25 protein-coding genes are annotated in these 25,954 nt (G+C 62.6%); 15 read left to right on the forward strand and 10 right to left on the reverse strand.

Features of this window, described 5'->3' with window-relative positions; translation table 11 throughout:
- The first annotated feature begins 32 nt into the window (after positions 1 to 32).
- From LDN75_RS01770 to LDN75_RS01780, 3 genes are read left to right on the forward strand one after another with little or no spacing between them, the layout of a single operon-like run.
- A complete protein-coding gene (locus LDN75_RS01770) occupies positions 33 to 467 on the forward strand; it encodes a hypothetical protein (protein ID WP_223935487.1) in 435 nt (144 codons plus the stop codon).
- Positions 464 to 1,246 carry an AzlC family ABC transporter permease gene (locus LDN75_RS01775; RefSeq protein WP_223935488.1) on the forward strand — a complete coding sequence of 261 codons (783 nt, stop codon included), beginning with the start codon at positions 464 to 466 and terminating at the stop codon, positions 1,244 to 1,246. The genes LDN75_RS01770 and LDN75_RS01775 overlap by 4 nt, the downstream gene beginning before the upstream one ends.
- The gene (locus LDN75_RS01780; protein WP_223935489.1) at positions 1,243 to 1,554 is read left to right on the forward strand and encodes an AzlD domain-containing protein; all 312 of its coding nucleotides are present in this window, start codon (positions 1,243 to 1,245) and stop codon (positions 1,552 to 1,554) included. The genes LDN75_RS01775 and LDN75_RS01780 overlap by 4 nt, the downstream gene beginning before the upstream one ends.
- An 84-nt stretch (positions 1,555 to 1,638) precedes the next feature.
- Here LDN75_RS01780 and LDN75_RS01785 read toward each other — a convergent pair whose 3' ends face one another.
- From LDN75_RS01785 to LDN75_RS01795, 3 genes are all read right to left on the reverse strand, one after another.
- Positions 1,639 to 2,259: a DUF305 domain-containing protein gene (locus LDN75_RS01785; RefSeq protein ID WP_223935490.1), complete on the reverse strand. Its 621-nt coding sequence runs from the start codon at positions 2,257 to 2,259 to the stop codon at positions 1,639 to 1,641.
- Between the two features lie 87 nt (positions 2,260 to 2,346).
- Positions 2,347 to 2,811 carry a hypothetical protein gene (locus LDN75_RS01790; protein ID WP_223935491.1) on the reverse strand — a complete coding sequence of 155 codons (465 nt, stop codon included), beginning with the start codon at positions 2,809 to 2,811 and terminating at the stop codon, positions 2,347 to 2,349.
- Between the two features lie 40 nt (positions 2,812 to 2,851).
- A complete protein-coding gene (locus LDN75_RS01795) occupies positions 2,852 to 3,484 on the reverse strand; it encodes a TetR/AcrR family transcriptional regulator (RefSeq protein ID WP_223935492.1) in 633 nt (210 codons plus the stop codon).
- Positions 3,485 to 3,576: 92 nt separating this feature from the next.
- On the opposite strand from LDN75_RS01795, the gene LDN75_RS01800 reads away from it, so the two are divergent.
- From LDN75_RS01800 to LDN75_RS01810, 3 genes are read left to right on the forward strand one after another with little or no spacing between them, the layout of a single operon-like run.
- Positions 3,577 to 3,909 (forward strand): thiamine-binding protein, encoded by a 333-nt coding sequence (locus LDN75_RS01800; protein WP_223935493.1) that lies wholly within the window; start codon positions 3,577 to 3,579, stop codon positions 3,907 to 3,909.
- A 39-nt stretch (positions 3,910 to 3,948) separates the two neighbouring features.
- On the forward strand, positions 3,949 to 4,620 hold the full coding sequence (locus LDN75_RS01805; RefSeq protein ID WP_223935494.1) for an O-methyltransferase: 672 nt from the start codon (positions 3,949 to 3,951) through the stop codon (positions 4,618 to 4,620).
- A 3-nt stretch (positions 4,621 to 4,623) separates the two neighbouring features.
- Complete coding sequence (locus LDN75_RS01810; RefSeq protein WP_223935495.1) at positions 4,624 to 5,127, forward strand: GNAT family N-acetyltransferase; 504 nt, start codon at positions 4,624 to 4,626, stop codon at positions 5,125 to 5,127.
- A gap of 18 nt (positions 5,128 to 5,145) precedes the next feature.
- Here LDN75_RS01810 and LDN75_RS01815 read toward each other — a convergent pair whose 3' ends face one another.
- Positions 5,146 to 5,400, reverse strand: coding sequence for a hypothetical protein (locus LDN75_RS01815; RefSeq protein ID WP_223935496.1), 255 nt, complete (start codon positions 5,398 to 5,400; stop codon positions 5,146 to 5,148).
- Positions 5,401 to 5,595: 195 nt separating this feature from the next.
- On the opposite strand from LDN75_RS01815, the gene LDN75_RS01820 reads away from it, so the two are divergent.
- Positions 5,596 to 6,444 (forward strand): fused MFS/spermidine synthase, encoded by an 849-nt coding sequence (locus LDN75_RS01820; protein WP_223937455.1) that lies wholly within the window; start codon positions 5,596 to 5,598, stop codon positions 6,442 to 6,444.
- Between the two features lie 12 nt (positions 6,445 to 6,456).
- On the opposite strand, the gene LDN75_RS01825 is transcribed toward LDN75_RS01820, so the two are convergent.
- Positions 6,457 to 7,404 carry an Ltp family lipoprotein gene (locus LDN75_RS01825; protein WP_223935497.1) on the reverse strand — a complete coding sequence of 316 codons (948 nt, stop codon included), beginning with the start codon at positions 7,402 to 7,404 and terminating at the stop codon, positions 6,457 to 6,459.
- A gap of 261 nt (positions 7,405 to 7,665) precedes the next feature.
- On the reverse strand, positions 7,666 to 8,562 hold the full coding sequence (locus tag LDN75_RS01830) for a LysR family transcriptional regulator (RefSeq protein ID WP_223935498.1): 897 nt from the start codon (positions 8,560 to 8,562) through the stop codon (positions 7,666 to 7,668).
- Positions 8,563 to 8,711: 149 nt separating this feature from the next.
- Here LDN75_RS01830 and LDN75_RS01835 point away from each other — a divergent pair, with 149 nt between their 5' ends.
- The gene (locus LDN75_RS01835; RefSeq protein ID WP_223935499.1) at positions 8,712 to 10,109 is read left to right on the forward strand and encodes an MFS transporter; all 1,398 of its coding nucleotides are present in this window, start codon (positions 8,712 to 8,714) and stop codon (positions 10,107 to 10,109) included.
- A gap of 4 nt (positions 10,110 to 10,113) precedes the next feature.
- Entirely contained in the window at positions 10,114 to 10,863 is a 750-nt protein-coding gene (locus LDN75_RS01840; RefSeq protein ID WP_223935500.1) for a 3-hydroxybutyrate dehydrogenase, read from the forward strand.
- Positions 10,864 to 10,950: 87 nt separating this feature from the next.
- Here the strand turns inward: LDN75_RS01840 and LDN75_RS01845 are convergent, their stop codons facing one another.
- Entirely contained in the window at positions 10,951 to 12,387 is a 1,437-nt protein-coding gene (locus LDN75_RS01845; RefSeq protein WP_223935501.1) for an amino acid permease, read from the reverse strand.
- A 251-nt stretch (positions 12,388 to 12,638) separates the two neighbouring features.
- On the opposite strand from LDN75_RS01845, the gene LDN75_RS01850 reads away from it, so the two are divergent.
- The 3 genes from LDN75_RS01850 to LDN75_RS01860 all read left to right on the forward strand — a co-directional run bounded on the left by LDN75_RS01850 (position 12,639) and on the right by LDN75_RS01860 (position 16,214).
- Positions 12,639 to 13,625, forward strand: coding sequence for an ABC transporter ATP-binding protein (locus LDN75_RS01850; RefSeq protein ID WP_223935502.1), 987 nt, complete (start codon positions 12,639 to 12,641; stop codon positions 13,623 to 13,625).
- A 1-nt stretch (position 13,626) separates the two neighbouring features.
- A complete protein-coding gene (locus LDN75_RS01855) occupies positions 13,627 to 15,249 on the forward strand; it encodes a hypothetical protein (protein WP_223935503.1) in 1,623 nt (540 codons plus the stop codon).
- A 158-nt stretch (positions 15,250 to 15,407) separates the two neighbouring features.
- A complete protein-coding gene (locus LDN75_RS01860; RefSeq protein ID WP_223935504.1) occupies positions 15,408 to 16,214 on the forward strand; it encodes an IclR family transcriptional regulator in 807 nt (268 codons plus the stop codon).
- Here the strand turns inward: LDN75_RS01860 and LDN75_RS01865 are convergent.
- Entirely contained in the window at positions 16,211 to 16,648 is a 438-nt protein-coding gene (locus LDN75_RS01865) for an SRPBCC domain-containing protein (protein WP_223935505.1), read from the reverse strand. The genes LDN75_RS01860 and LDN75_RS01865 overlap by 4 nt on opposite strands.
- 162 nt (positions 16,649 to 16,810) lie before the next feature.
- Here LDN75_RS01865 and LDN75_RS01870 point away from each other — a divergent pair, with 162 nt between their 5' ends.
- From LDN75_RS01870 to LDN75_RS01880, 3 genes are all read left to right on the forward strand, one after another.
- On the forward strand, positions 16,811 to 18,538 hold the full coding sequence (locus LDN75_RS01870) for a urocanate hydratase (RefSeq protein WP_223935506.1): 1,728 nt from the start codon (positions 16,811 to 16,813) through the stop codon (positions 18,536 to 18,538).
- A gap of 9 nt (positions 18,539 to 18,547) precedes the next feature.
- Positions 18,548 to 20,140 carry a histidine ammonia-lyase gene (hutH, locus tag LDN75_RS01875; RefSeq protein ID WP_223935507.1) on the forward strand — a complete coding sequence of 531 codons (1,593 nt, stop codon included), beginning with the start codon at positions 18,548 to 18,550 and terminating at the stop codon, positions 20,138 to 20,140.
- Between the two features lie 197 nt (positions 20,141 to 20,337).
- On the forward strand, positions 20,338 to 20,586 hold the full coding sequence (locus LDN75_RS01880) for a hypothetical protein (protein WP_223935508.1): 249 nt from the start codon (positions 20,338 to 20,340) through the stop codon (positions 20,584 to 20,586).
- 59 nt (positions 20,587 to 20,645) lie between these two features.
- Here LDN75_RS01880 and LDN75_RS01885 read toward each other — a convergent pair whose 3' ends face one another.
- Together LDN75_RS01885 and LDN75_RS01890 are read right to left on the reverse strand one after the other, a co-directional pair.
- Complete coding sequence (locus LDN75_RS01885; protein ID WP_223935509.1) at positions 20,646 to 20,867, reverse strand: hypothetical protein; 222 nt, start codon at positions 20,865 to 20,867, stop codon at positions 20,646 to 20,648.
- A gap of 103 nt (positions 20,868 to 20,970) precedes the next feature.
- Positions 20,971 to 25,917 (reverse strand): NAD-glutamate dehydrogenase, encoded by a 4,947-nt coding sequence (locus LDN75_RS01890; protein WP_223935510.1) that lies wholly within the window; start codon positions 25,915 to 25,917, stop codon positions 20,971 to 20,973.
- Positions 25,918 to 25,954 lie beyond the last annotated feature (37 nt).

Here is a 25,954-nt window from a genome sequence, read left to right on the forward strand (position 1 = left end):
GGGCACCACCGCGCTTGTGATTGAGTGGTCTCATGTCATTCCGCTGGTCAGCCCGTGCCACCAAAAACGCTTCTGCCATCGGTCTGAGCGCACTTCTCCTGGGCAGTGCCATGAAGCACTTCCGTACACCAGGGTTCTACTACCCGGTGGTACCTGATTACTTGTGCCGCAGGGACGAGCCGGCTGGCCAGCCGAATGGTCCCCTTGCCCTCATGTCCCGTGAGGAATGGGTCGCTTCCAGTGGCCTGCTCGAGGCGACTGCCGCCTTCGGGCTTCTCATTCCTGCCACCCGTAAAGTGGCTGCCGACGCCACAACAGCCATGTTTACTGTATTCCTTGCAGGGCATATTGATGCCCTGCTCCGTGCATATGGTCCCGACGGCACACCCGCCCAGCGACGCATCCACACGCTTCGGCTGCCTCTTCAGGTTCCACTCATTTTGTGGTCCCGGAGCCTGCGGAAATGAGCGGAGGCTCAGCCGTTCCCCCGAAACTCAGGGAGTCGCCAGCTTTCAAGATTGCCTTGTCGCTGAGCATTGCCACAGGACTCTATGGGGTGTCCTTTGGCGCCCTTTCAGTGGCATCCGGCTTCGATTTTTGGCAAACAATGGTGCTAAGCCTCTTGCTGTTCAGTGGGGGCTCGCAATTCGCATTCATCGGCGTGGTGGCCGGTGGTGGATCCGGCGTAGCAGCCATGACAGCCAGCGCTTTGCTCGGGCTGCGCAACGGCATTTATGGCATGCAGATCAACGCCATGCTGCGTCCACGTGGATGGCGGCGCTACATCTCAGCACACCTAACCATTGACGAGTCAACAGCAACGGCGTCCGGCCAGTCGGAGCTCGACGAACAACGCCGCGGTTTTTGGACTGCCGGCATCGGAATATTCATTCTCTGGAATATCTTCACTGCCATTGGCGCGCTGGCCGGCGATGCCATGGGCGATCCCAAGCAGTGGGGGTTGGACGGTGCAGCGGTTGCTGCGTTCCTGGCATTGCTGTGGCCGCGTCTGAAGGGACGCGAACCCTGGGCCATCGCCGCGGCGTGTGCACTTGCGACGATTCTCGCCGTGCCGTTTGTTCCCTCCGGAGTTCCCATCCTGGTGGCTGCGCTGGTGGCTGGTGTGATCGGTTGGTTCAGCCATGCACGCATGGATGAAGGACTTGAGCCGGACGTAGACCCGTACGCAGAAAAGCGTAAGCAAGGGCAAAGAGATCATCACACTGGCATCAGGGGGAACGAATGAACCTTTGGCTCTGGATCCTCATCGCCTGCGCGCTTGCCTACCTCACCAAGCTGGTGGGCTATTTTGTCCCGGCCAAGCTGCTGCAGAGCCCGAGGATCATCCATATCGCAGGCACCATGACCATTGGGCTGCTGGCGTCCCTGACAGTAGTTAACGCTCTCGCGTCAGGACAGGGGCTCGTGTTGGACGCACGGATTGGTGCGTTGGCGGCAGCCGCGGTCGCTCTTTGGCTTCGCGCGCCGTTCCTGGTGGTGGTTATCTCGGGTGCTGCCGCAGCAGCACTGTTGAGGCTGCTCGGCTGGGGCTAGCAGGTTTGGCGTGATTCGGCGCAGGCTGTATAGATTGGCCGCCGGCGGCCCACAATAAACGGCGGGCCGCCGGGGGAATGCTGTCTAGAGGCTGGTCAGCAGGTTCTTCATTTCCTGAATCTCCGCTTCCTGGCTGCTCACGATGTCCTTGCTGAGCTGCAGGGCCTGGGCGTTCTTGCCGTCCTTGCTCTCAGCCTTGGCCATTGTCACGGCACCCTCATGGTGGGTGATCATTTGTGTCAGGAAGAGCTTCGCTGCTTCAAGGCCTTGGGCCGCCTCGAGTTTCGCCATGTCGTCAGCGCCCATCATGCCGTCCATGCTGTGCCCCGAGGACATTTGGGGTGACACGCCCCAGCCCGTCAGCCAGCCGGTCATCTTCTCGATTTCCGGACCCTGCGCGGCTTTGATCCGGGTAGCCAATGAAGTGACCTCAGCGGGAATGTCCTGTTTCTTCAGGATCATTTCGCTCATCTCCACCGCCTGGGCGTGGTGGGGAATCATTATCTGGGCGAACATGACATCCGCGGCGTTATGGTCCGACGCGACGTTCTTGTCTGATGCCGCGGCCGGGCTCGACGAGGTGCCATGATCCATCCCGGGCATGGACGTGCCGGAGGAGCCGGAGCCTCCGCTGGCGCATCCGGCAAGTGCAATTGCCGCGGCGACGGTGGTGGCGGCTATGGGCAGAAATTTCCTGGTGTTCATAGAATCAAGTCCTTCAAGAAATGGGCGCACAGGGCGCCGCAAAGTTTGGTGTGGGGCAGGGGTGTGACCGGGATTCCGGCGCTGCGCCTACGTTCTACTGATTGACAGGTCACCCGGCGAAGGACTGCCGGGGCTGTAGGTCCAAAGGCCGCTAGCGGCGACAGCCGTGCCAAGGTACGGTTGCGCGACGGCGGGTGTACTGTCCGGCGCAGGCGCAGAAAGGGTGCCCGTCGCGGCCAAGGGGATGCAGGAGACGCCCATGGCATGCTGTGCGGAGCAGCTACCCGAGCAGGAGCACTGAGTTGTGACGGGTGGAGCACTGTGAGTAGTGGGCTCTTCCCAGGAGGCTCCGTGGCTGGAGTGTCCTCCGTGGCTGGAGCGTCCGGGGGCTGCTGAATCCGTGCCGGCACTGGAGACTGCGCCGGCCGCGTGGAGGGAATGCGTTCCGGTCATGACGTGCATGCCCAGTATCCCGACAATCAGCGCAATGATCGCACCAAAGAGAACTATGGGCCCAAGGGAGAGTCCGGCCCTGGTCCGCGGAGCGGTCATGGCGTTCTTCCTTCCCAGCGCACTAAACGCCTGTCAGGTCCTACAGAACCTCGTCCGTGAGCGTAACGCCGGGGATGGGTGATTGTTCCGGGAGCGGGCGCGACGGACGTTCGGTCCGGATGGCGTCTTCAATGAGTGCTACAGGACGCTTCCAGGCTTCGGAACCGGGTTCCATGGTGTCCACGGCGCCTATCAGCATGGCCAGGAGCCGGACCATGTCCTCGATGGTGATGTCGCGCCGCAGTGAACCCTGGCCTTGGCCGCGCTCCAAGAGCGTCGCCATGGAGCCGATGAGGCCGCCGGTGATACCCATGAGGAGTCCGCGTCGGCCTGCGACGGCGTCAAGCAGGTTGGCGTCTTCGCTCGCCACTTGCATGACGGCGTCGATGACCTTGATGAGGCCCTCGGCGGCATCCATGCCTTCGAGGGATGCGTCAGCAACAGGATCCACGTGCTGGCGGAGTTGGCGGGACAAGGCCGCAAGTACTAATTGCTCTTTGTCCGAGAAGTTGCGGAACAGCGTAGCCGGACCCACTCCTGCCGTGGCGGCGATGGTTTGCAGGGGAACTTCGGGGCCATGTTCCCGGAAGCACTGCCGGGCTGCGGTGATGATTTTGTCCACATTTCGTGCCGCGTCTGCCCTGAGGGGCTTGCGTTCGGAGGGCTGTTCCATGCTTGTCAGGGTAGCAACGGACCGGGGCTGGCCCGTTGTTACGCGGGAGTAGGCCGTTATGTGACAAACCGGCACGTGAAACACTGGATTTCATGTTGCTTGCATTCTCAGTCGCCCCTTCAGGCCAGCCCGCATCCGCCATCAACGGCGGACCCACCCCCGATGCCTCCGTGCATGATGCCGTGGCCGCCGCGGTCAAGATCGTCCGCGAGTCCGGCCTGCCGAACCAAACGGACTCCATGTTCACCACGATTGAAGGCGAATGGGACGAGGTTTTTGACGTCGTTAAGCGGGCTACGGAGGCCGTGGGCCGCTACGGCAGTCGCGTGTCTTTGGTGATCAAAGCGGACATCCGGCCCGGGTACAGCGGCGAACTGACCGGCAAGGTAGAGCGCCTGGAAGAAGCCATCTCCACCGCGGAATAGCTCTTTCCCCTGCCAGCGACCAGTGCAAGACTGGGGGCCATGATTGAACATGTGGCCAAGCCAGGGTGGGTTGACGTCGAGCATTACCTGACTGACGTCGTCGTACGTCCTGATCCTGCCCATAAGCGCGCCCTGACATCAGCAGTCGAGGCGGACATGCCGCAGATCGAAGTCGCGCCGAATGCTGGGAAGTTGCTCAGGATGCTTGTGCAGCTGTCCGGCGCAAGGCGCGTTCTGGAGATTGGCACTTTGGCCGGGTTCAGCAGCATTTGGATGGCGCAGGGACTTCCCGACGACGGCAGGCTGGTGACGTGCGAGTTCCTCCAGAAGCACGCTGACGTCGCCCGGACGAATGTGGACGCGGCAGGAGTCGGACACAAAGTGGACATCAGGGTAGGCCCTGCTTTGGACACTCTTCCCACACTGGTAGGCGAGGAATCGTTCGATTTTGTGTTCATCGACGCGGACAAGGAAAACGACGCCAACTACCTTGACTGGGCGATCCGTCTTGGCCACTCAGGCACGGTGATCGTGATCGACAACGTCATTTGGGACGGCTCCATCCTGGAGCCTGCGCGGGACGAGGTTAACGCGCCGGGAATCGTCAAGGCCTTGGAAATGCTGGGCCAGGATCCGCGCCTTGATGCCACCGCAATCCAGACTGTGGGCAGCAAGGGCTGGGACGGTTTCGCTGTCGCCAGAGTGCGGTAGCCGATGGATTTCACAGTTCGCCCGGCAGTGGTTGACGACGCCGAAGCCATGACCCGCATGCACATCCAGTCCTGGCGGGAGAGTTATGGGCACCTGCTGCCGCCGGGATTTTTCGCGAAGCAGGAAGCTGCCCTGCCCGACAGGATCGAGAGGTACAGGGCGTCGATCGCGGCAGGTCATCCAAGGATGCTGGCCCATGATCCTGATGGTGAATTGGTAGGAATTGCGGCTTCAGGACCGGGAAGGGACGAGGACAGCCCCTGCGACGTGGAGCTGTTCATGCTCTACACCCTCCAACGGATTCACGGCCGCGGTGTGGGCCAGGCGCTGTTAAATGCGCTCCTGGGTGATGGTCCGGCATATCTGTGGGTCCTCGACGATAATCCGCGGGCCCAGGCCTTCTACCGCCGCAACGGCTTCGTGCCCGACGGCAAGCGGCAGCTTTGCGACCCGTCATGGTACTCGCTGCCCGAACACCGGATGGTGCGTCCCGGCGTAAGGCTTTAACGTCTGGAAGCCCAGCTGTCAGGCGTTGGGCGTTGCCCGCTCATGGTGGCGTGGCCTGGGACGCCTGGCTGCACGTGGCTTGGCCAGGAGATGGCGTAGGCGTCCTTGCCGCGCTACCGCCGCCGGTACTGAGTTGCCGGGGTGTTCGTCCTCGAGGGGCTCCTCCAGGAGGCTGGGCGGTTTGGGCACCCGGGCAATCAGTTGGCAGACCACGGTCAGCCAGGCGAATGCGACCGTAAACACCTCCACCCAAACCGATCCCAAAGCTTCCATGATCAGATCTTATGGCCCAAAGGCCCCGAATGGTAAGCATCCTTAGTAAATGCTCCCCGTGGAAGGCGATTATGCGCTCCTCTACTAGGCTGGTGCTATGACTCAGGCAGGGCGGTTTTAGTGGCCAAACCCGGTAAATCCAGCAAAGCAAGCAAGTCCGGCCGGGCGGGAAGGTCGACGGCGGGAGTCATCGAGGTGCCTCGCGGCACCCGGCCTGACGGTCCGGCAGCAGGCGTCTATTACATCGACACCGGCGACTGCGAACTGATTCCCGATCCTGACAACAACAACGGCTGGCTCCTGAAGATCAATGGCGTGCTGAGTTCGCACATTGACCTCACCGATCCACTGTTCCTCGACTTCGAATACATGCGCTGGATTGCTGCGCTGGTGGAATCGAGGTGGCCGCGGGAGGCCAGACCAAAACTCCGTGCCCTGCATCTGGGCGGAGGAGCCTGTTCCATGGCGCGATACTTCAACGCGGCGTACCCGGATGCGCGGCAAGTGGTGGTGGAGCTCGATGGGAAGCTCGCCGACTACGTCCGTGGCTGGTTCGAACTGCCCAAGGCGCCGCTGCTGCGGATCCGCGTGGGAGAAGCGCGGGCAGTGACTGAGTCTCTGACCCCTGGTACGCGGGACCTCATCATCAGAGACGTCTTTGCGGGAGCCTTCACGCCGCGCGCCCTCACCACCCGTGAGTTCAATGCCCACGCCGACGCCGTTCTCGCACCCGATGGCTTGTACGTGGTCAACTCGGGCGACGCCCCGGACCTGAAGAACGCACGCGCTGACGCTGCCACCATCGCGGACACCTTCGAGCACACCATGATCATCGCGGACCCCGCCATGCTCAAGGGCCGCCGTTACGGAAACATGATCATGGCCGGCAGCCACGTGCCGTTCGGCGACGATCCAACCCTGGCCCGCAAGCTCTTGGGCGGGGCCGTTCCTGCACATATCTGGAACGACGCCCAGGTCCGGGCCTTCGCCGCCGGGACACCGGTTCGGCACGATCCGCCGGCGGCTTCGCCGCTAATGGATTGACTTTCCGTGAAGCTAGAGGCCGGTCTGGCTTACCCCGAACTCAGCCTGTTCCGGCGTGAAGCCCTCAAAAAGCAATTGGTCGATGAGCCCGGAGCGGGAGAATGAAGTGAACTCCAAGTAGCTCTTGGCCTTCTTGGCTGCCTGCTCGTTCCAATCGACCTTCACCCGGTCGGCTGCCCACGTGGCGTCTTCGGTTGAGTACTTCTCAAACTCCAATTGCTTAATGAGGCCGGGGTACGAGAAGGCTGTGAATTGGAGGTAACTACCAGCCTTCCGCAGAGCGTTTTGCTGACTCACGGTCCCTGCAGCGGCCTTGGCGGCGGCGTCAGCGGCGGCCTTGGCAGCAGCATCTGCATCGGCCTTCGCCTTCGCGGCCGCGTCAGCCTCTGCTTTGGCGGCAGCATCAGCGGCAGATTTGGCGGCCGCATCAGCGTCGGCCTTTGCCTTGGCTTGAGCGTCTGCCGCAGCTTTTGCCGCCGCATCAGCCTCTGATTTCGCTTTGGCGGACGCGTCCGCCTCGGCCTTTGCGGAGCTATCTGCAGTGGCTGCCGGAGCAGATGGAGATGCCGAGTTTTTCGACGTGGCCACGACTGGAAGTGACCTGGAACTAGACGCAGCAAAGGCGACATTTGTGATAATGCCTAGAAGCACGAACACTCCGGTGACGATCAGGGCTACTTTCTTGTGCCTGTCATAGCCCTCCAGCGGAAACCCACGCTTATCGCGCGTATGGTTCGTCAGCACCAGAATCAGGTCGATGAGAGCCCAAATACCTAGACCACCAAAAGTGAGCAATTTGAGGATTCCGGTTCCCACCTTGCCGAGGTAAAACCGATCAATGCCCCAGACGCCGACGAGGAGGGAAAGCAACCAGGTCACAAGGAAAGATTTGGCGACTTGTTGTGGCTGTCCATAACCGGGGGATGGGGGATAAGGCGCGAGATTAGGGTTTTGGCTCATGATTGTCCTTCCATAGGACACGTGACCGGCGTGCATCGCAAAGCGTGCGGAGCGGGTGGGGTGGATGGGCGCCGGGCGAAGGAAAGGCGCCCATCCCAAAAGCGGTGAGCGGTGCACCGTCATTTACGAATGACATGATACTTCCCCCAAAGCGTCGCGGGCATCAGTAGCCCGTACACGGATGCTACACCGTGTTGGCGATGCGGAATCCAACTATTTTTAAAGTCCGCATTACTCCTGCAGGAAATGTCTGCAATCCTCTCACCCCGCGCCCAGTAGCTCCTCCCGGCGGCGCTCCGTCTCCTCGCGCAGGGCCTGTACGACGGCGGCCACTGCGGGGCGGCGCATGGAATCCGGGCGGAGGACCATCCAGTAGGGGAGCAGCTCCGCGAAGTCAGATGGCAGGAGCCGCACCAAATCTGCGTGGCGATCAGCCATGAAGCAAGGCAGGAAACCGATGCCGGCTCCGGCTCGAGTAGCTTCCACATGCACGAAAACGTTGGTTGAGCTCAGGCCGTCACGCATGGAGGGGACAAGCCTTCTCGGCGCGTCGAGATCGTCCACCTGCAGCATGGAATCCACAAAGTAGACCAGCTGGTGCTGCGTCAGTTCCTCAATACTGGAAGGCGTCCCGTTATCTGCCAGGTATGCGCGCGAGGCATACATCCCCAGCCGATACTCGCCCAGTTGGATCGCCTCTGCCCGGTGAACCTGCGGCGTTCCCACCACCACTTCGATGTCCAGGCCCGAGCGCTGCTGCAACGCCCGGCGCGTCACGGTGACGATCTCCACGCTCAGCCCGGGATGTTCCCTTCTCAAGCGGGCTACTGCGGGTGCCGCGATATACGCGCTGAAGCCATCCGTTGCGGTCATGCGTACGACGCCGGTAATGGGGTCGGGTGCGCCGTCGCTGGGTCCCAGCGCGCCCACCGCGGCTTCGATCCGCTCTGCGACCAGGACCGCCTCCGCGCCTAACTCTGTCACTTCCCATCCGCCAGCGGCGCGCGCGAGGACGCGCCCGCCCAGTGCCTTTTCCAGCGCCGCTATCCTGCGCGAAACGGTGGTGTGGTTCAGTCCCAAGGCTTGTGCCGCCGTCGTGAATTTTCCCGAGCGTGAAACGGCGAGAAGTATCAGGAGATCGTCCGGATTGGGATTCATATCTGCAATTTTGCACATACTTCGTGCCTCTTTGGTCATTGAGACACGAGGAATCTGCAGTAATACTCAGTGGAGCATTCCGTGTTGTGGATCACAGCGCGCAATAGGGCACTGTCAAAAGGGTCAACGAGGACACTGAGGAGATGGATATGAGCGTAGAGCAGCGCTCCACATCAAGGGCCGGGAAAGAATCCGGCAAGGGCTCCGGCCTGAAGAAGATCGTCGCCGCATCAATGGTGGGTACGGTGGTGGAGTGGTACGAGTTCTTTCTGTACGCCACCGCCGCAACACTGGTTTTCGGCAAATACTTCTTCCCAAGCAGCGGCAACGAGCTGGACGGAATCATCCAGGCCTTCCTGACCTATGCGGTTGGCTTCGTAGCCCGCCCGCTCGGCGGAATCGTGTTCGGCCAGATCGGCGACAAACTCGGCCGCAAGCCCACGCTCCAGCTGACCATCGTGATCGTGGGCGTCTCGACGTTCCTCATGGGCTGCCTCCCGGGCTTCGCCGAGCTGGGTTATTGGGCGCCGGCCATGCTGGTGGCGCTTCGCTTCATCCAGGGCTTCGCGCTCGGTGGAGAATGGGGAGGTGCTGTGCTGCTCGTAGCTGAACACAGCCCCAACAAGTCGCGCGGCTTCTGGTCATCCTGGCCGCAGGCCGCAGTACCCGTGGGCAACCTCCTGGCCACGTTGGTCCTGTTCATCATGTCCACCACCCTCAGCAGCGAAGCCTTCCTCGGTTGGGGCTGGCGCGTAGCATTCTGGCTGTCCGCAGTGATCGTGTTCGTCGGCTACTACATCCGCACCCACGTCACCGAGGCGCCCATCTTCCTCGAAGCCAAGGCACAGGTGGAGGAATCGAAGGCCATCAGCTACGGCGTGGGCGAAGTCATCCGCAAATACCCCAAGGGCATCCTTCAGGCCATGGGTCTCCGCTTCGCCGAGAACATCATGTACTACCTGGTGGTCAGTTTCGCGATCGTCTACCTCAAGAGCGTTCACAAATACGACACGTCATCGTTGCTGCTGGCATTGCTCATTGCGCACGTGATCCACTTCCTGGTCATCCCGCAGGTTGGAAGGCTCGTGGACGCCTGGGGACGCAAACCCGTGTACCTGGTGGGCGCCATCGCCGGAGCGACGTGGCCCTTCTTCGCCTTCCCCATGTTCGATACCAGGAACGCCGTGATCATCGTGCTCGCCGTGACCATCGGCCTGTGCCTGCACGCCTTCATGTACGCAGGGCAGCCAGCCATCATGTCCGAGCTCTTCCCCACCCGCATGCGCTACTCGGGTGTGTCGCTCGGCTCGCAGGTCACGTCGATCTTCGCCGGTTCCCTCGCTCCGCTCCTGGCTACCCAGTGGCTCAAGGACACCGGCTCATGGCTCCCCACCGCGATCTACCTCGTCGTCGCCTGCGCGATCACCGTCGTCGCAGTCGTTTCGCTCAAGGAAACCAAGGGCATCGCGCTGCAGGACGTGGACGAGGCCGATGCCGTGCGGCACGGGCTGGCCACTTCTCCTGCCGGCGCCGCCGCGAAAGGCTAATTTGATGGACAACTCCTTAAACGGGCGCAAAGCACTGGTGACCGGAGGCGCGAGCGGAATCGGGGCGGCCTGTGCCCGGGCGCTCGCCGCCCGCGGGGCGAAAGTGGTAGTGGCCGACGTCGATGCCTCCGGAGCAGCGGCGCTCGCCGACGAACTGGGCGGCACGGCTTGGACCGTGGACCTGTTGGACGTCGACGCCTTGGCGGCACTGAGCCTCGACTGCGACATCCTGGTCAACAACGCCGGCATCCAGAAGGTTGCGCCGATCGAGGAGTTCGAACCCGTCGAATTCCGGCGCATTCTGGCCCTGATGTTGGAAGCTCCATTCCTCCTCATCCGGGCCGCGCTCCCGCACATGTACGCCAATGGATTCGGCCGGATCATCAACATTTCCTCGGTTCATGGGCTCCGCGCCTCCGCGTACAAGAGTGCGTACGTCTCGGCGAAGCACGGCCTGGAAGGGCTCAGCAAGGTCACTGCTTTGGAAGGTGGCGAGCACGGCGTCACGTCCAACTGCATCAACCCCGGGTACGTCCGGACGCCGCTGGTGGAACGCCAGATCGCCGACCAAGCCCGGCTCCACGGCATCCCCGAGGCAGAGGTCCTGGCCAAGGTAATGCTGACGGAGTCGGCAGTAAAGCGGCTGGTGGAGGTTGAGGAAGTCGCGTCGTTGGCGGCCTGGATGGCCTCCGACGACGCCGGTATGGTCACCGGCGCGAGCTACACCATGGACGGCGGCTGGTCGGCGCGGTAACCAGCCCCGCGAGCCCCCGCGAGATGACAGTTGATGCCAATGTTCCGCGCAAACATTGGCATCAACTGTCACTTCGGCGCGAAGGGCCTATGCCGTTTCGTCCACGAGCTCGGCGCGGCGCAGGCCACCACCGCGGACCCACAGCTTGTAAGCGACGAACAGCAAGACGAGCCACGTGGCGCCAACATACAGTGCAACGCGGGTGTCCTCGAAGGCCCCGAGAATCACGATCACCATGGCCATGAATGCGATAGTCAGGATGGAGGCTGCCGGCCACAATGGGGAACCAAATTCCGACGCCGGAAGCCCCTTGCGCTTGATCTCCCGCTTCATGGCAACGTGCGAAGCGAGGATCATCACCCACACCCACACGGTCGCGAAAGTGGCAATCGATGCGATGAGCACGAACACGTCTTCGGGAATCACGGCATTCAGCACGACGCCGACAAGCAGGATTCCGCCCATCATCACCACGGTCATCCAAGGGACGCCGTGCCGGGAGATCTTGCCGAAGCTCTTCGGAGCGTGGCCCTGCTGGGCGAGGCCAAACAGGATGCGGCCTGCTCCAAAGATGTCGCTGTTGATAGCGGAAAGGGCAGCAGTGATGACCACGGCATTGAGAATGTGCGGCGCTGCAGGGATGCCCAGGCCGTCGAAGATCTGCACGAACGGGCTGCCGCTGCTGCCGATCTCGTTCCACGGGAAGATGCTCATCAACACGCCCAGGGTCAGTACATAGAACAACAGGACGCGGACCGGCACAGTGTTGACTGCCTGTGGAATGACCTTCTTGGGATCGGCTGCTTCGCCAGCGGTGATGCCGATCGTTTCGATCCCACCAAACGCAAACATCACGACGGCGAACGCGGCCAGGAGCCCCTCGAAACCGTTCGGGAACAAACCACCATGGTTCACGAGGTTCCCCAGCCCCGGTGCCACGCCACCGCCGTCGCCCGTTTGGAAGCCGAAGACGACGATTGCTGCACCTCCGACGATCATGGCGATAATCGCCACCACCTTGATCAGCGAGAACCAAAACTCGAGTTCACCGAAGACCTTTACGCTCAACAGGTTCATGGCGCCCAGGAACAAGATGATCGCGAGGACCCAGATCCAGCGGTCCACCTGTGGGAACCAGAAGCCCATATAGATGCTGAAGGCAGTGACATCGGCTATTGCTACGATCGCCATCTCAAACACGTACGTCCAGCCGGTCACGAAGCCTGCGAACGGTCCAAGGTATTTGCTGGCGTACTGGCCGAATGAGCCGGACACAGGGTGTCGGACGGCCATTTCGCCGAGCGCACGCATCACCATGAAGACAGCAGCGCCGCCGATGATGTAGGCCAGCAGGACGGCAGGGCCGGCTTTCTGTATGGCGGACGCAGAACCGTAAAACAGTCCTGTGCCGATCGCGGATCCGAGTGCCATAAAGCGGATGTGACGGACGTTGAGGCCACGGCTAAGTGCCGTACCGGCGGCTTGGAGGACGGTGTCCTTCGAAGCCAGCGTGGTTTGTTGCATGGTAAAACCTTCTCGTCTTTGGGAGGGGATCGCTAACCAGCACATCACTTTTGGCGGCCTTGTGATTGGCCTCACGGGCCTTTGGTGTCTTCGATCGCAGACAGTGCGACAGGAGTCACAGTCGAATCTCAGATACGATGTCCGCGAGGCTCAACCCCGCAGCAGGTGTCCGAAAATATTGACGATTTCCTAACGCGCACAGGGCCTTCCTGTCCTTCACAGGGGCGCCGTTCCTGCGTAACGTCGGGTCCATGGACCCTGTCATCCAGACCGTCGATCTCCATAAGAATTTCGGTCGGGTCAAGGCACTCGATGGCCTTGACCTCGAAGTCCCTGCCGGGCAAGTCCACGGCTTCCTCGGCCCGAATGGTGCCGGGAGGTCCACCACTCTGCGCATCCTGCTTGGCCTGGCACGGGCCTCGTCGGGCAGTGCAAGCGTCCTCGGATTGCACCCATGGGCAGACGCCGTTGAATTGCACCGCCGTGTGGCCAGCGTGCCGGGTGACGTAAGCATTTGGCCGAATCTCTCAGGGGGAGAGACCATTGATTTCCTCTCCCGGCTGCGGGACGGCGGGACGGATCGCGCTGAGTATCGACGCCGCAAGGAGCGTTTGTGCCAGCTCTTCGACTTTGACCCGAGCAAGAAAGGCCGCGCCTACTCCAAAGGCAATCGACAGAAGGTTGCGCTCATCGCAGCCCTCGTTGCCGACGCCGAGGTCTATCTTCTGGACGAACCGACAAGCGGTTTGGATCCCCTCATGGAGGCGGTCTTTACCCGCGAGATTCGCCGGCTGGTCGGTGAGAAAGGAGCTACTGTCCTTCTCTCCAGCCACATCCTCTCCGAGGTGGAGCAGCTGGCCGACAGTGTGAGCATCATCCGCGCAGGCCGAATAGTGGACGGCGGGACGCTCGATTCCCTTCGCCACCTGACGCGTACAGGGATCTCTTTCGTGCAGGACCAGGTGGACCTCCGGGCCCTCCAAGGCCTCGCCCAGGTCCACGATCTCACCTTGGCCGCAGGACGGGTGAAGTTCAGTGCCGATTCGGATCGTGTCCACGAGGTCCTGCCGATTCTTGGTCGCCTGGGCGTGCAGGGCCTGCTGGTCGCTCCGCCATCGCTTGAAGAGTTGTTCCTCCGGCACTACGGCGTTGCCCTTCCACCCCAATCAGAAGAAGCGAAGGCCGACGGCGGCACTCACCATCGGCGCCGCTGGCCGCCCGCCAGGACGGGCCGCTAAGATGAACCGCTTCCTGGATCTGTATTGGCAACGACTCCGCCGCGACCGTTGGCAACTCCTGAGCTGGGTTGCTTCCATCGGTGCACTGGCCTATTTCGCCACAACAGCGGTGGCCTCGGCATATGGTGACGATGCTTCCCGCGCCGAGATCCTGCATATTGCCACGGCCACACCCGCTATCTTGATACTCCGCGGGTTGGTCCGCGGCCCTGCCCTGGACGCGTTCACGTTCTTCCAGATCTTCGCCTTCATCGGCGTCCTGGCCGGGTTGATGAACACGTTCATGGCTGTACGGCATACGCGCGCGGAGGAGGAAACCGGCCGGGCTGAGCTCGTAGCGTCCACTGCAGCGGGCCGATGGATGCCGTTGACGGCGACCGTGATCCATGGGCTCGTGGCGAACGTGCTGGTGGCCGCGGCGGTCGCGTTCGGCTTTATCGCCGGTGGGCTCGATGCCGCAGGTTCGCTCGTGGCCGGTCTTGCGGCCGGAGCCGTTGGATTGGCGTTCCTGACGCTCGGACTGCTTGCGTCCGAATTCATGAGTACCTCGCGCGGGGCAAACGGAGCGGCAGCGGGGCTGGTGGTGGCTGCCTATCTTCTTCGCGGTTTCGGTGACGCGACCGGCGAGGTCAGCCAGGACGGGCTCACTGTAACGGCGGCGTGGCCGAGCTGGATATCGCCCATCGGCTGGGGACAGCAGACGTTTGCCTACACGGGAAACCGATTGTGGCCACTGCTATTACCGCTGGGTCTTGGCGTCGTATGCGTCTCGCTTACCGCCGTCGTCATGTCCAGGCGCGATGTTGGCGCAAGCGTGTTGGCCGGACGACGAGGCCGTACGGACGCCCGCCGCTCACTCCGCGGAACCTTCGCGCTGGCACTACGACTCCAGCAGGGCGCGATCGTCAGTTGGTGTATCGGCGGGTTTATCGCTGGCCTGCTCACCGGTACGCTGGGCGCTGCCATCCAGCAGGTCAGCATCACGAATTCCTCCGTCACAGTGATTCTCAGGGCCATGATCGAGGCACAAGGAACATCCATGACGCAGTTGGTCATTGCTGTTCTATTTGAAATCGGTGGCATCCTGGCGGCGGCGTGCGGACTCCAAGCCGTTCTGCGATTGAGGCAGGAAGAAGTGGCGGGCACAGCAGAACTGGTACTTTCGGAACCGCTGGGACGCACCCGTTGGTTTGGCAGCTTTCTGGGCCTCGGGGCAGCCTCGGTGGTTCTGGTGATGGTGTTCGCGGCCTTCGGCGCCTGGTATTCATTGCTGGTCTCCGGTGAATCGGCCGTTGAGGTGGGCAACGTGTGGGAAACGGCCGTGGCTCAAATCCCGGCTGCGCTGCTTTACCTGGCGTTGCCGGCTGCGGTTTTTGTTACCTTTCCCCGGGCTACTGTTCCGGTCGGCTGGGCCTTGCTGGCATTGGGCGTGGTGCTGGGTGTCTACGGCGGAATGCTGGGCTTCGACAAGTGGCTCAGGGACCTGTCTCCCTTCACGCACTCGCCAGTGGTTACCAACACCGGAACCGATTGGAGCGGAGGCTTTTGGATGCTCGGGATTGGAGTGGCGCTTTCGCTGTTCGCAGTCGTGGCCGTACGGCGTCGGGAGGTTGGCGCGGTGTGAGCTGCCACGGTCCCAAAGTGGAAGACGAGTCTGGTATTTCAGACACCCAAGTAACGTAATGGTCTGGCGCCACTCGGGCTTAGGGGGCACGCTTGAGTACGGGATACCGGACACTTGTGGTCGATGTCCCTTTCAGCAGTCTCAAGCAATGAGGAACCATGACCACCACGCCACTGGCACCAGGCAAGGCCACGTCCAAGGTCCCTGCCGCCGAAAATACGCTGCGCATCCTGAAACTGTTGGCCTCGCGCCGGGGTCCCATGGCGGCGTCGAACATTGCGACGGCGCTCGGCTTGCCGCGTTCCAGCGTGTACCACCTGCTAGGCGTGATGGAGGCCAACGGCTTCGTCCTCCACTTGCACGAGGAGCAGCGCTATGGGCTCGGCATCAGTGCGTTCGAACTCAGTTCCGCGTATTCGCGGCAGGAACCGCTGTCCCGGCTGGGGCGGCCTATGCTTGCTGCGTTGGTTGATGCGATCGGGGAGAGTGCACACCTGGCTGTCTTGCATGGCCGCGACGTCCTCTACATCGTGGAGGAACGCGCCAAGAACCGCCCAAGCCTGGTGACCGACGTCGGGGTTCGCCTCCCCAGCCACCTGACTGCCTCGGGCCGCGCGATCCTCGCCGCGTTGCCAAAGTCGCAAGTGCGTGCCCTGTACCCGAACGCCGCGGCCTTCACGTCCCGCAACGAAGTGGAATTTCCGATCATGAAGTATTCCGCCCTCTCCTCCCACCTGGACCAGGTGCGGCAGCGTGGCTATGCCACGGAAAACGGCGAGATTACGCCTGGATTCGGCTCCATCGCCGCCGCTGTGACTGACCACGTGGGATGGCCGACGGCGGCAGTCGCCGTCACGTTCCTGGAGGACAAAGTGCCGGCTGAGCAATGGCCGGTACTCGCTGCGCGCATCCGGAAGGCAGCCGACGAACTGTCGGTGAGAATACACGGCCGCCCTGCGGGCTAGCCCGGCCCCAAGGCTTCGCGCTCGACGAGTTTACGGAAGGTCTCCAGCTCACCTCGGAAGCTACCCCGGTAGGATCCCCTGGAGAAAAGCCACGCAAAGATCGCCGGGATAAATCCCCTGGTTTCGAACTCCTGGTGGATGCGCGTGCCATCGCCCTCGGCAGCAAACCGCACATCTGACTCGCCCTTGAGGATCGCATTGCCGAACCGCGTGCGGAAGTGCCAGGGCCGCTCAACGGCGAGGATTTCTGTGGGGCTGGCCATCCGTCCGAACCACACCGTGTAGCGGCTGCCGGCCTGGTCGACTGGGCCGACGCGGTCCGTCACGCGGGTGACTCCGCCGATCCATTCCCGGAACCGATCCGGGTCCGTCCAGGTCTCGAAGACGCGTTCTGGGGGCGCCGCTACGAGCGTCGTCACACGATACGTTGCCATGGCTCCAGCATGCGCTCAATGTCGCGCGAATGCGAGGGGCGGCGCGGGTCTGTAATCCCGGACAGCACCGCTCGAAAAGCCATTCCTGGGGGCTTGCAAAGGGGCTTTAGTAGAAGCAGAAGATCTTTCCACAACACACTTCCCAAAGACGAAGGAGTCATTATGGCACCCGCCGATTTCACTACTGGTGCCCGTCCGGTTAAGGCCGCGCGGGGTACTGAGCTTACTGCCAAGTCGTGGCAGACCGAGGCGCCGTTGCGTATGTTGATGAACAATTTGGATCCTGAGGTTGCTGAGCGTCCTGATGATCTGGTGGTTTATGGCGGTACGGGCCGTGCTGTGCGGTCCTGGGCTGCGTTTGATGCGATCACCCGGACGTTGGAGACGATGGAGAAGGACGAGACGCTGTTGGTGCAGTCGGGCAAGCCGGTGGGTGTGTTCCGCACCCATGAGTGGGCTCCGCGGGTGCTTTTGGCGAACTCGAACCTGGTGGGGGACTGGGCGACGTGGCCGGAGTTCCGCCGCCTGGAGGCCGAGGGTTTGATGATGTATGGGCAGATGACGGCAGGGTCCTGGATTTATATCGGCACGCAGGGCATCCTGCAGGGCACGTACGAAACGTTCGCCGCGGTGGGGAACAAGCTCGCTGCGGAGGGACGCCACCCGGCCCCCGCCGCAGCTGGTTCCACCGAAGGACCGCTGGCCGGGACGTTGACGTTGACGGGTGGTTGTGGCGGGATGGGCGGTGCCCAGCCGTTGGCTGTGACGCTGAACGACGGTGCGTGCCTGATTGTGGACGTGGACGAGACGCGCCTGCGCCGCCGGGCCGGGAAGCGGTACCTGGATGAGGTCGAAACGGACCTGGACGCCGCGATCGCGAAGGTCCAGAAGGCCAAGGCTGAGCGCCGTGGTTGGTCCGTGGGGTATGTGGGCAACGCTGCTGAGGTGTTCCCGGAGCTGCTGGCCCGGCACAAGGCCGGGGAGCTGAGCATTGATGTGGTCACGGACCAGACCAGTGCCCATGACCCGTTGTCCTACCTGCCCGAGGGCATCACCGTGGAGGAGTGGCACACCGAGGCCGAGGCCGATCCGGAAGGGTTCACGAAGAAGGCCCAGGCGTCCATGGCCAGGCATGTCCAGGCGATGGTGGAGTTCCAGGACGCCGGGGCCGAGGTGTTTGATTACGGCAACTCGATCCGGGACGAGGCACGCAAGGGCGGCTACGACCGGGCGTTCGAGTTCCCCGGCTTTGTCCCGGCATATATCCGTCCGTTGTTCTGCGAGGGCCTGGGCCCGTTCCGCTGGGTGGCGCTCTCGGGTGATCCGGAGGACATTGCGGTGACGGACGCGGCGATCAAGGAGTTGTTCCCGGAGAACAAGCACCTGCACAAGTGGCTCGACGCCGCGGCGGAGCGGGTGGAGTTCGAGGGTTTGCCGGCCCGTATTTGCTGGCTCGGGTACGGTGAACGGGCCAAGGCCGGGTTGTTGTTCAACCAGCTCGTGAAGGAGGGCAAGGTCAAGGCCCCGATCGTGATCGGCCGTGACCACCTGGACTCCGGTTCCGTGGCGTCCCCGTACCGGGAGACCGAGGCCATGGCCGACGGGTCCGACGCGATTGCTGACTGGCCGTTGCTGAACGCGCTGATCAATACCTCTTCGGGTGCTACCTGGGTTTCGATCCATCACGGTGGCGGGGTCGGTATCGGCCGGTCCCTGCACGCCGGACAGGTTTCCGTCGCGGACGGCACGGACCTGGCCGCGGAGAAACTCGAACGTCTCCTGACCAACGACCCCGGCATGGGCGTCATCCGCCACGTCGACGCCGGCTACGACCGCGCAGTCGAAGTCGCCAACGAACGCGGCGTCCGCATCCCCATGAACGAAAAGTAGGCAACACAAGTGACTATTACTACCCACGAACCCCTGACCGTTACCCTCGGTTCCAGTGGCGTGACCCCGGAAGACGTCGTCGCCGTCGCACGCCACGATGCCAAGGTGACCATCTCCCAGGAAGCCCTGGATAACGTTGCCAAGGTTCGCGCCCACATCGATAGCCTCGCCACCAGCGACGTTCCCGCCTACGGTATTTCCACGGGTTTCGGCGCACTGGCCAACCGCCACATCCCCAACGATCTCCGTACCCAGTTGCAGAAGTCGCTCATCCGCAGCCACGCTGCGGGGATGGGGCCGGCCGTTGAACGCGAAGTCATCCGCGGCATCATGTTCCTGCGGGCCAAGACCCTCGCCTCGGGCCGCACGGGCGTCCGTCCCGTGGTGCTGCAGACCATGGTGGACGTCCTCAACGCAGGCATCACCCCGCTGGTCCGCGAGTTCGGTTCACTCGGCTGCTCCGGCGACCTTGCCCCGCTGTCGCACTGTGCCCTGGTGCTGATGGGCGAAGGCGAAGCAACCGGTCCCGACGGCGAACTCTACGGCGTCCCCGGGAAGCAAACTGTTGCTGAGCTGCTCGCGCAGCACGGCATCGAGCCGGTAACGCTGGCCGAAAAGGAGGGCCTGGCCCTCGTCAACGGCACCGAAGGCATGCTCGGCATGCTGCTGATGGCCATCGCTGACATCCGCATGTTGCTCGCGACGGCGGATGTCACCGCCGCGCTCAGCGTCGAGGCTCTGCTGGGCACCGACCAGGTGTTCCTGCCGGAACTGCACGCAGCCCTGCGCCCGCACCCCGGCCAGGCTGCCAGCGCGGATAACATGCTCCGCGTGCTGTCCAACTCGCCGATCGTCGCATCCCACCGGATCAACGACACCAAGGTGCAGGACGCTTACTCGCTGCGCTGCGCTCCGCAGGTTGCCGGTGCAGTCCGCGACACCGTGGACCACGCCGCACTGGTGGCGTCCCGCGAACTCGCCGCTGCGATCGACAACCCGGTGGTCCTCCCGGACGGCCGCGTCACGTCCAACGGCAACTTCCACGGCGCGCCCGTGGCTTACGTCCTGGACTTCCTGGCAATCGCCGTCGCGGACCTCAGCTCCATCGCTGAACGCCGCACGGACCGCATGCTGGACCCGGCCCGCTCGCACGGTCTCCCGGCATTCCTCGCCGCCGATCCTGGCGTCGACTCCGGCCTCATGATCGCTCAATACACGCAGGCCGGCCTCGTCTCGGACAACAAGCGCCTGGCCGTTCCGGCATCCGTGGACTCCATCCCGAGCTCCGCCATGCAGGAAGACCACGTGTCCATGGGCTGGCACGCGGCCCGCAAGCTGCGCAAGGCCGTGGAGAACCTCCGCCGCGTCCTGGCAGTGGAGCTGGTCACAAGCGCCCGCGCCATCGACATGCGTACGCAGATGTCCGACGGCGCGCTCACCCCGGGTCCGGCCGGTACCGCTGTGCTCGAGGTGCTTCGCGAAGTGGTCCAGGGACCGGGCACCGATCGGTTCCTGTCGCCCGAACTCGAAGCGGCTGACCGCCTGGTTGGCTCCGGTGCGGTCCGTGCGGCCGCCGAATCCGCCGTCGGGAACTTGGCCTGACGTCGAATAAAACGCTCATTTGATGGGCAAATTTGTCACGTCCCGGAAATTGTTCGCAACGCAATCTCCGGGGCGTGACAAATGTAGTAGAACTTATGGTGTACGTCACGTCCACGCCAACGGTGTCGTGGGCTTGACGGTCAACCGTTAATAACTCAATACACAACAGCGAACATCCACAAAGGGGTAGAAGTTCAATGAAGGCACGTGGAGCAGTCCTCTCCAGACGAAACGCACACTCGGCTACGGTTACCGACTGGAGGCAACTTAAGGTTGGTGAGCGCGTGGAGGTAGTCAAGTATGCCCATGTGATCGCCGCCGGGCTGATCGAGGAAGTCTCCAGCAGTGGAAACGTGGTGTGGCTTGAGCATTCAGGGCCTGGCGTCACCGAGGAAGGCAAGGAATTGTTCATGAAGTCCGACGGCGTAACTCTCCGCCGGGCGTAACGGCAAAAAGCCGGGGCCTTGGCCCCGGCTTTTTGCTTGGCTACTGCAACTGCAAACTATTACGCAGCGAGGACTTCGTGGGTCTGACCGAAGGGAACGGATTCGTCCAGGGCCACTGTGTAGGTGCCGGGCTCCTGCCGCGTCACCAGAATGCCGCAGTTAGCATCTGCTGCTGCATTCTTGATCAATGCATCCACGGCGCGTTCAAGTCCGTCGTGGATCTCGTCTGCCTTGGAAAAGGACAGGCGAATTTCGCGTTCTGCAGTCATTGCAGGGGTCATTTGGGGGCCTCCTATTACTTGCCGCATGCGAGGGCGACCCATCAATCATAGGACGTTTGGCCCAATATTTGTAAGATGACCGGCAACAATGGTCGGCGATGCCTCATCTCCGCACCATGGCACGGAGTAGTTTTACCGCCACTGAAAGCGCTGCAATGTCCACCGGACCTGGCTTGATAGCCTCCTTGATGGTTTCCTGGACCCGGGCCAGTTGTTCGATGTTTCCGCGTTCCCAGTCCATGATCCGCTCCACTGGATCTGACGCCACGGCAGTCACCGCACCAGAGATGCGGGGTGTGTGCCGCACCACGGCCTTGGTCATGTCGGCGAGGACCAGATACATGTCATCCCGCAACGCAGCACGGGCCAGCGACTCCCAATGGGTGTCCCGGGGGAGCATGGTGATGTGTTCCAGGAGGGGGATCGCCGAGATGCGTTCGAAGACCGCGAAGTACACCTCGGCCACTGCTTCCACCGGCTCTTGCAGCTCCTCCGCGATAACGGAAATGTCCAGTAATCCGTAGCTGACCAGCAGTTCGGATGCCCTGATACCCAGATCATGGGGCAAGCCCACCGAGTCTGTATGGGCCAGGCGTCTCTGGGCGTGGTCAGGGTTGACTCCATGAAGGAAGCTCGTGAGGTTCGCCCGCATCAAGGACATCGGCGGCTCAAGCCTGGCCAAGGCATCGGCAATAGGCTTGTCGCGGAAGTCATGGGTCACGTACCAGCGGACGGACCGGTCCAGCAGTCGCCGCAGGTCCAGGGCAACGGCGGCTCCATGCTCACGGGGTGTGGTGGGCGGCACTTGGGCGATGCTGCCGGTGAGGGCGTCAAAGTCCCAGATCTTCCGCATCACCACGAACGCCCGGGCCACTGCGGAGGCAGAAACCGTCGTCTCCTCCATCGCGCGGAAAGCGAAGGCGATGCCTCCCATGTTGATCATGTCGTTGGCCACCACCGTGGCTACGATCTCCCGGCGCAGGGGATGCGTGGAGAGATGTTTACCGAACCGCGCTGAGACTTGCTTGGGGAAATAGCCACGAAGGGTTTGAGAAAACCAGGGATCATCGGACAAACCGCCCTCTGTGAGTTCTCGGGCGAGTTCGATCTTGGCGTAGGCCGCCAAAACAGCGAGTTCAGGAGTGGTTAGTCCCTTGCCCGTCAGGACCCGTGCCTGAAGTTCGGCGTTGCTGGGGAGGCATTCGAGTCCCCTGTCCAGGTCCGTGACTGATTCCAGCCAGTCCATGGTCCGTTCAAAGCTGGGACTCCATTCCAACGCCAGCTGCTTGTCATTGAGGAGCAGGACGTTCTGGTCATCATTGGTTTTCAGGACAAGCTGTCCCACCTCGCCTTGGAGTGAGTGCAGGAATCCAGTCCGTTCTGCCGCGGACATCCTGCCCGCGGAGATCATCCGGTCGAGGAAGATCTTGATGTTCACTTCGTGGTCCGAGCAATCCACGCCGGCTGAATTATCGATCGCGTCCGAATTCACCAGAATGCCTGCCAAGGCAGCTTCGATCCGGCCGCGCTGGGTGACTCCAAGATTGCCGCCCTCGGCAATGATGTGCGCACGCAGTTCGTTGGCGTTGACGCGGATGGCGTCGTTTGATTTGTCTCCCACATCGGCATGGGACTCCGTGGATGCCTTGATATAGGTGCCGATTCCGCCGTTGTACAGGAGGTCTACGGGGGCGGAGAGGACCGCACGGAGAAGCTCGGCTGGGCTCATGGCCAACTGACCATGGGGATCGGCACCTTCATCCAATCCCAAGGCCAGTCTGGCTTGTTCCGTGAGCAGGATGGATTTTTCCGTCCGGGCAAATACTCCGCCGCCAGGGCTCAGCTTGGTGCGGTCGTAATCGGCCCAGGAGGAGCGTGGGAGTTTGAAGAGCCGTTCCCGCTCGGCGTAGGAGACCTCGGGGTCCGGTGTGGGATCCAGGAAGATGTGCCGGTGATCGAATGCGGCCACGAGCTTGATGTGGTGGGACAGGAGCATCCCGTTGCCAAAGACGTCTCCGCTCATGTCTCCTATGCCAACAACCGTGAAGTCCTCGGCACGGGAATCGATCATGAGTTCACTGAAGTGGTGCCGCACGGATTCCCAGGCACCTCGGGCCGTGATCCCCATTTGCTTGTGGTCATAACCCACTGAGCCTCCGGAAGCGAAGGCGTCACCCAGCCAGAACCCGTACTCGGCTGCGAGGGCGTTGGCGATGTCCGAGAAGGTTGCTGTTCCCTTGTCGGCGGCTACCACGAGGTAGTAGTCGTCCCCGTCGTGCCGTACCACCCGGGGCGGCGCGAGCACGCGGCCGCTGCTTCCGCCGTCGGGATCCGACACCAGGTTGTCCGTGATATCCAGCAAGCCGCGGATGAACGTCCGGTAGCTCTCCTGCCCTTCCGCGAGCCAGGCAGCACGGTCCTCTGCCGGATCCGGGAGACGTTTGGGGAAGAATCCGCCCTTGGCTCCGGTGGGAACAATCACGGCATTCTTGACGGTCTGGGCTTTCACGAGCCCCAGGATTTCCGTGCGGAAGTCTTCCCGCCTGTCCGACCATCGGAGGCCGCCGCGGGCTATGGGACCGAAACGCAAATGGACGCCTTCAACGCGCGGTGAATACACCCAGATTTCGAATTTCGGACGAGGTGCAGGGGCAGCGGGGATGCTGGCGGGGTTGAGCTTGAAGCTTATAAAGGGTCTGTCGAGATAAAAGTTTGTGCGCAGCGTGGCGTCCACCAGGCTCGCGAGGGAACGCAGCAACCGATCGGCGTCCAGGACAGGGACGGCGTCGATGGCATTGGTCAGGTTCGTTCGGGCTGCGTGGACGGCCTGTGTGCGGTGGCTCAGTTCGCTGCTTCCCTCTTCGAACAGATCTCCCCCGGGCAGCCTGGTTTCCCCATGGCTGGAATTGACGAGGTCCGGATCAAACAAGTCCGGAGCGAAGCGGTCAGGGTTGAACTTCGCCTCGAACAGTTCCAGCAGGGCATGGGTTGCCGTGGCATTGCCGCGGAGTGTGTCCGCGATGAAGCCATAAGAGTTGGTGCTCCCCAGTTGCCGGAGGTACTTGGCGTAAGCGCGGAGGATGGCGACCCGCCGCCAGTCGATGCCCTCCTTGATGACCAGAGCGTCCAAAGCGTCCGACTCCGCGTCACCGCGCATCGCGGCACAGAATGCGCCGGCCAGCAGATCGCCCGTGGCCAGGGGGTCCACGCCTCGGGGAAACTTCAGGCCGAGGTCGTAGAGGAAGAACTGCCGGCCGTCGGCCCGCTGAACGTCGAAAGGCCGCTGGTCCAGGACCTTCAAACCCAGGTTATGGAAGAAGGGGAGGATCTCGGTAAGGCTCTGCGGGCGGGTTAAGTAGAGGCGGATCCGGGCGTCCTCAATGAGGACGGCTGTGCCAGGACGTTGGTAAACGGTCAGGAGGGGGTCGGCTTGGTCTGCAGATCCCGGTTCAGCGGACGCAACCGGGAAGCTTTCAAACTTCGCAATGTCCTCAACTGCGTCCTCCACCTCGTAATCGGCCTTATAGCTCGCCGGAAACGCAGTTGCCCATTGCCTGGACAGCTGGGCCGCTTCCTTCCGGGGATACCTTGCTTGGAGGGCCTCGTCGAGGCCTTGCGCCCATGACCTCGTAGCGGCGACGATCCTCTGCTCCAGGACCGCGGCATCTACCACCGCGGGAGTGCCTTCGTGCCGTGAGGGGTCCTGTGGCAAAAGGATCCGGAAGAACACGCGGGCCATGGCGGATTCGCCCAACCGAAGCTCAAACTCGATTGCGTCGGACCCAAACGCTTCACGCAGCTCGCGCTCAATGTTGAGCCTGACGGCCGTGCTGTACCTATACCTGGGTAGGAAAACCAGTGCTGTCATGAACCGACCGAACGAGTCCGGACGAAGAAACAGCCGGGTGCTGTGGCGTTCCTGGAGTCGCAGGATCTCGCGGGCACGGATGGCCAACTGCTCCGCATCGATGTGGAACAGTTCGTCCCGCGGGTAAGCCTCCAACACCGCAAGAAGCTCCTTGCCATGATGCGATGCCCGTGGGTAGCCGAATGCCCGCAGCACTTCCTCCACCGTGTCCCGGATCACCGGAATCTGCTGTGCGGAACGGGCGGTTGAGCTGGGGGAGAAGAGGCCAACAAAGGTGCACCCGCTGGTATCTGTGCCCTCAGTATCTGTTCCCTGGGAGTTGTGGGCGGCCAAGGTGATCTCGTCGAGGTAGGCCCGGCGAAGGACCGTTGAGCGGAGGGTGGATTTGGTGAGGGTAAGGACGGGCGCCTCGGAAGGAACATCGCTTGGGGCGGCAGGACTGGCCGCATCCCGGAGAAGTCCAAGCCCACGGCGCCCGCGATACCCCAGGAACACGAAGTTCCCGTCGTCCAGCCAGCGCAGCAGCTCCTGGGCTTCGCGCGCGGTCCGGTCTTTTGTGGCGGCCTCGTCCAGGGCACTGATTTCGTGTGCCAGTTCCGCGTGGATGGCCTCGGCGTCCTCGGCGGCTGCCCGAACATCCTCCAGAACCATGTTCAGCCGGCCAACCAGGACCTCGGCGCTCGCGTCGTCCGGAATCCGGGGGATCTCGATTGCTATCCACGCCTCGGTGAGCGGTCCGGCGTCGTGCCCGTCTGGGGAAAGGACCGGCTTCGAAGCTGCGGCCGCCGCCGCGTCACCATCGGAACGTTCGACGCCGGTTGGTAGCCCCGAGCGGTGAGGTCCCCTATGGATGTCGGTGAGGCGGTGGGTGCCCGGGTCCCGCGTGACGCTGAAAGTGGGGTGGACCAGGAGCCGGATGGAAGCGGTGTCCCGGGCGATCTCGGCTGTCACGGAGGGAAGGAGGTAGGGCATGTCATCCGCGACGATTGCCACCAAGCTGGAGTCCGTTTCGTTCAGGACTCCGATGACTGCTTGTCCCGGTTCACGGCGTTCGGCCAGCGAGCGGTGGTAGCGCGCCCGTTCCAGCAGCGTCTCCGGTGTGTAGCTGCGGACGTCGTCGTCGGCCACGTGCTCGTAGTAGTCGGTCAGGAACCCGTCCGCCGGCTCGATCCTGGGGGACATGCTTTCATGATCGCTTAAACGCAGCGAGATGGCAGTA

Source organism: Arthrobacter sp. StoSoilB5, from assembly GCF_019977235.1.
Lineage (GTDB): Bacteria > Actinomycetota > Actinomycetes > Actinomycetales > Micrococcaceae > Arthrobacter.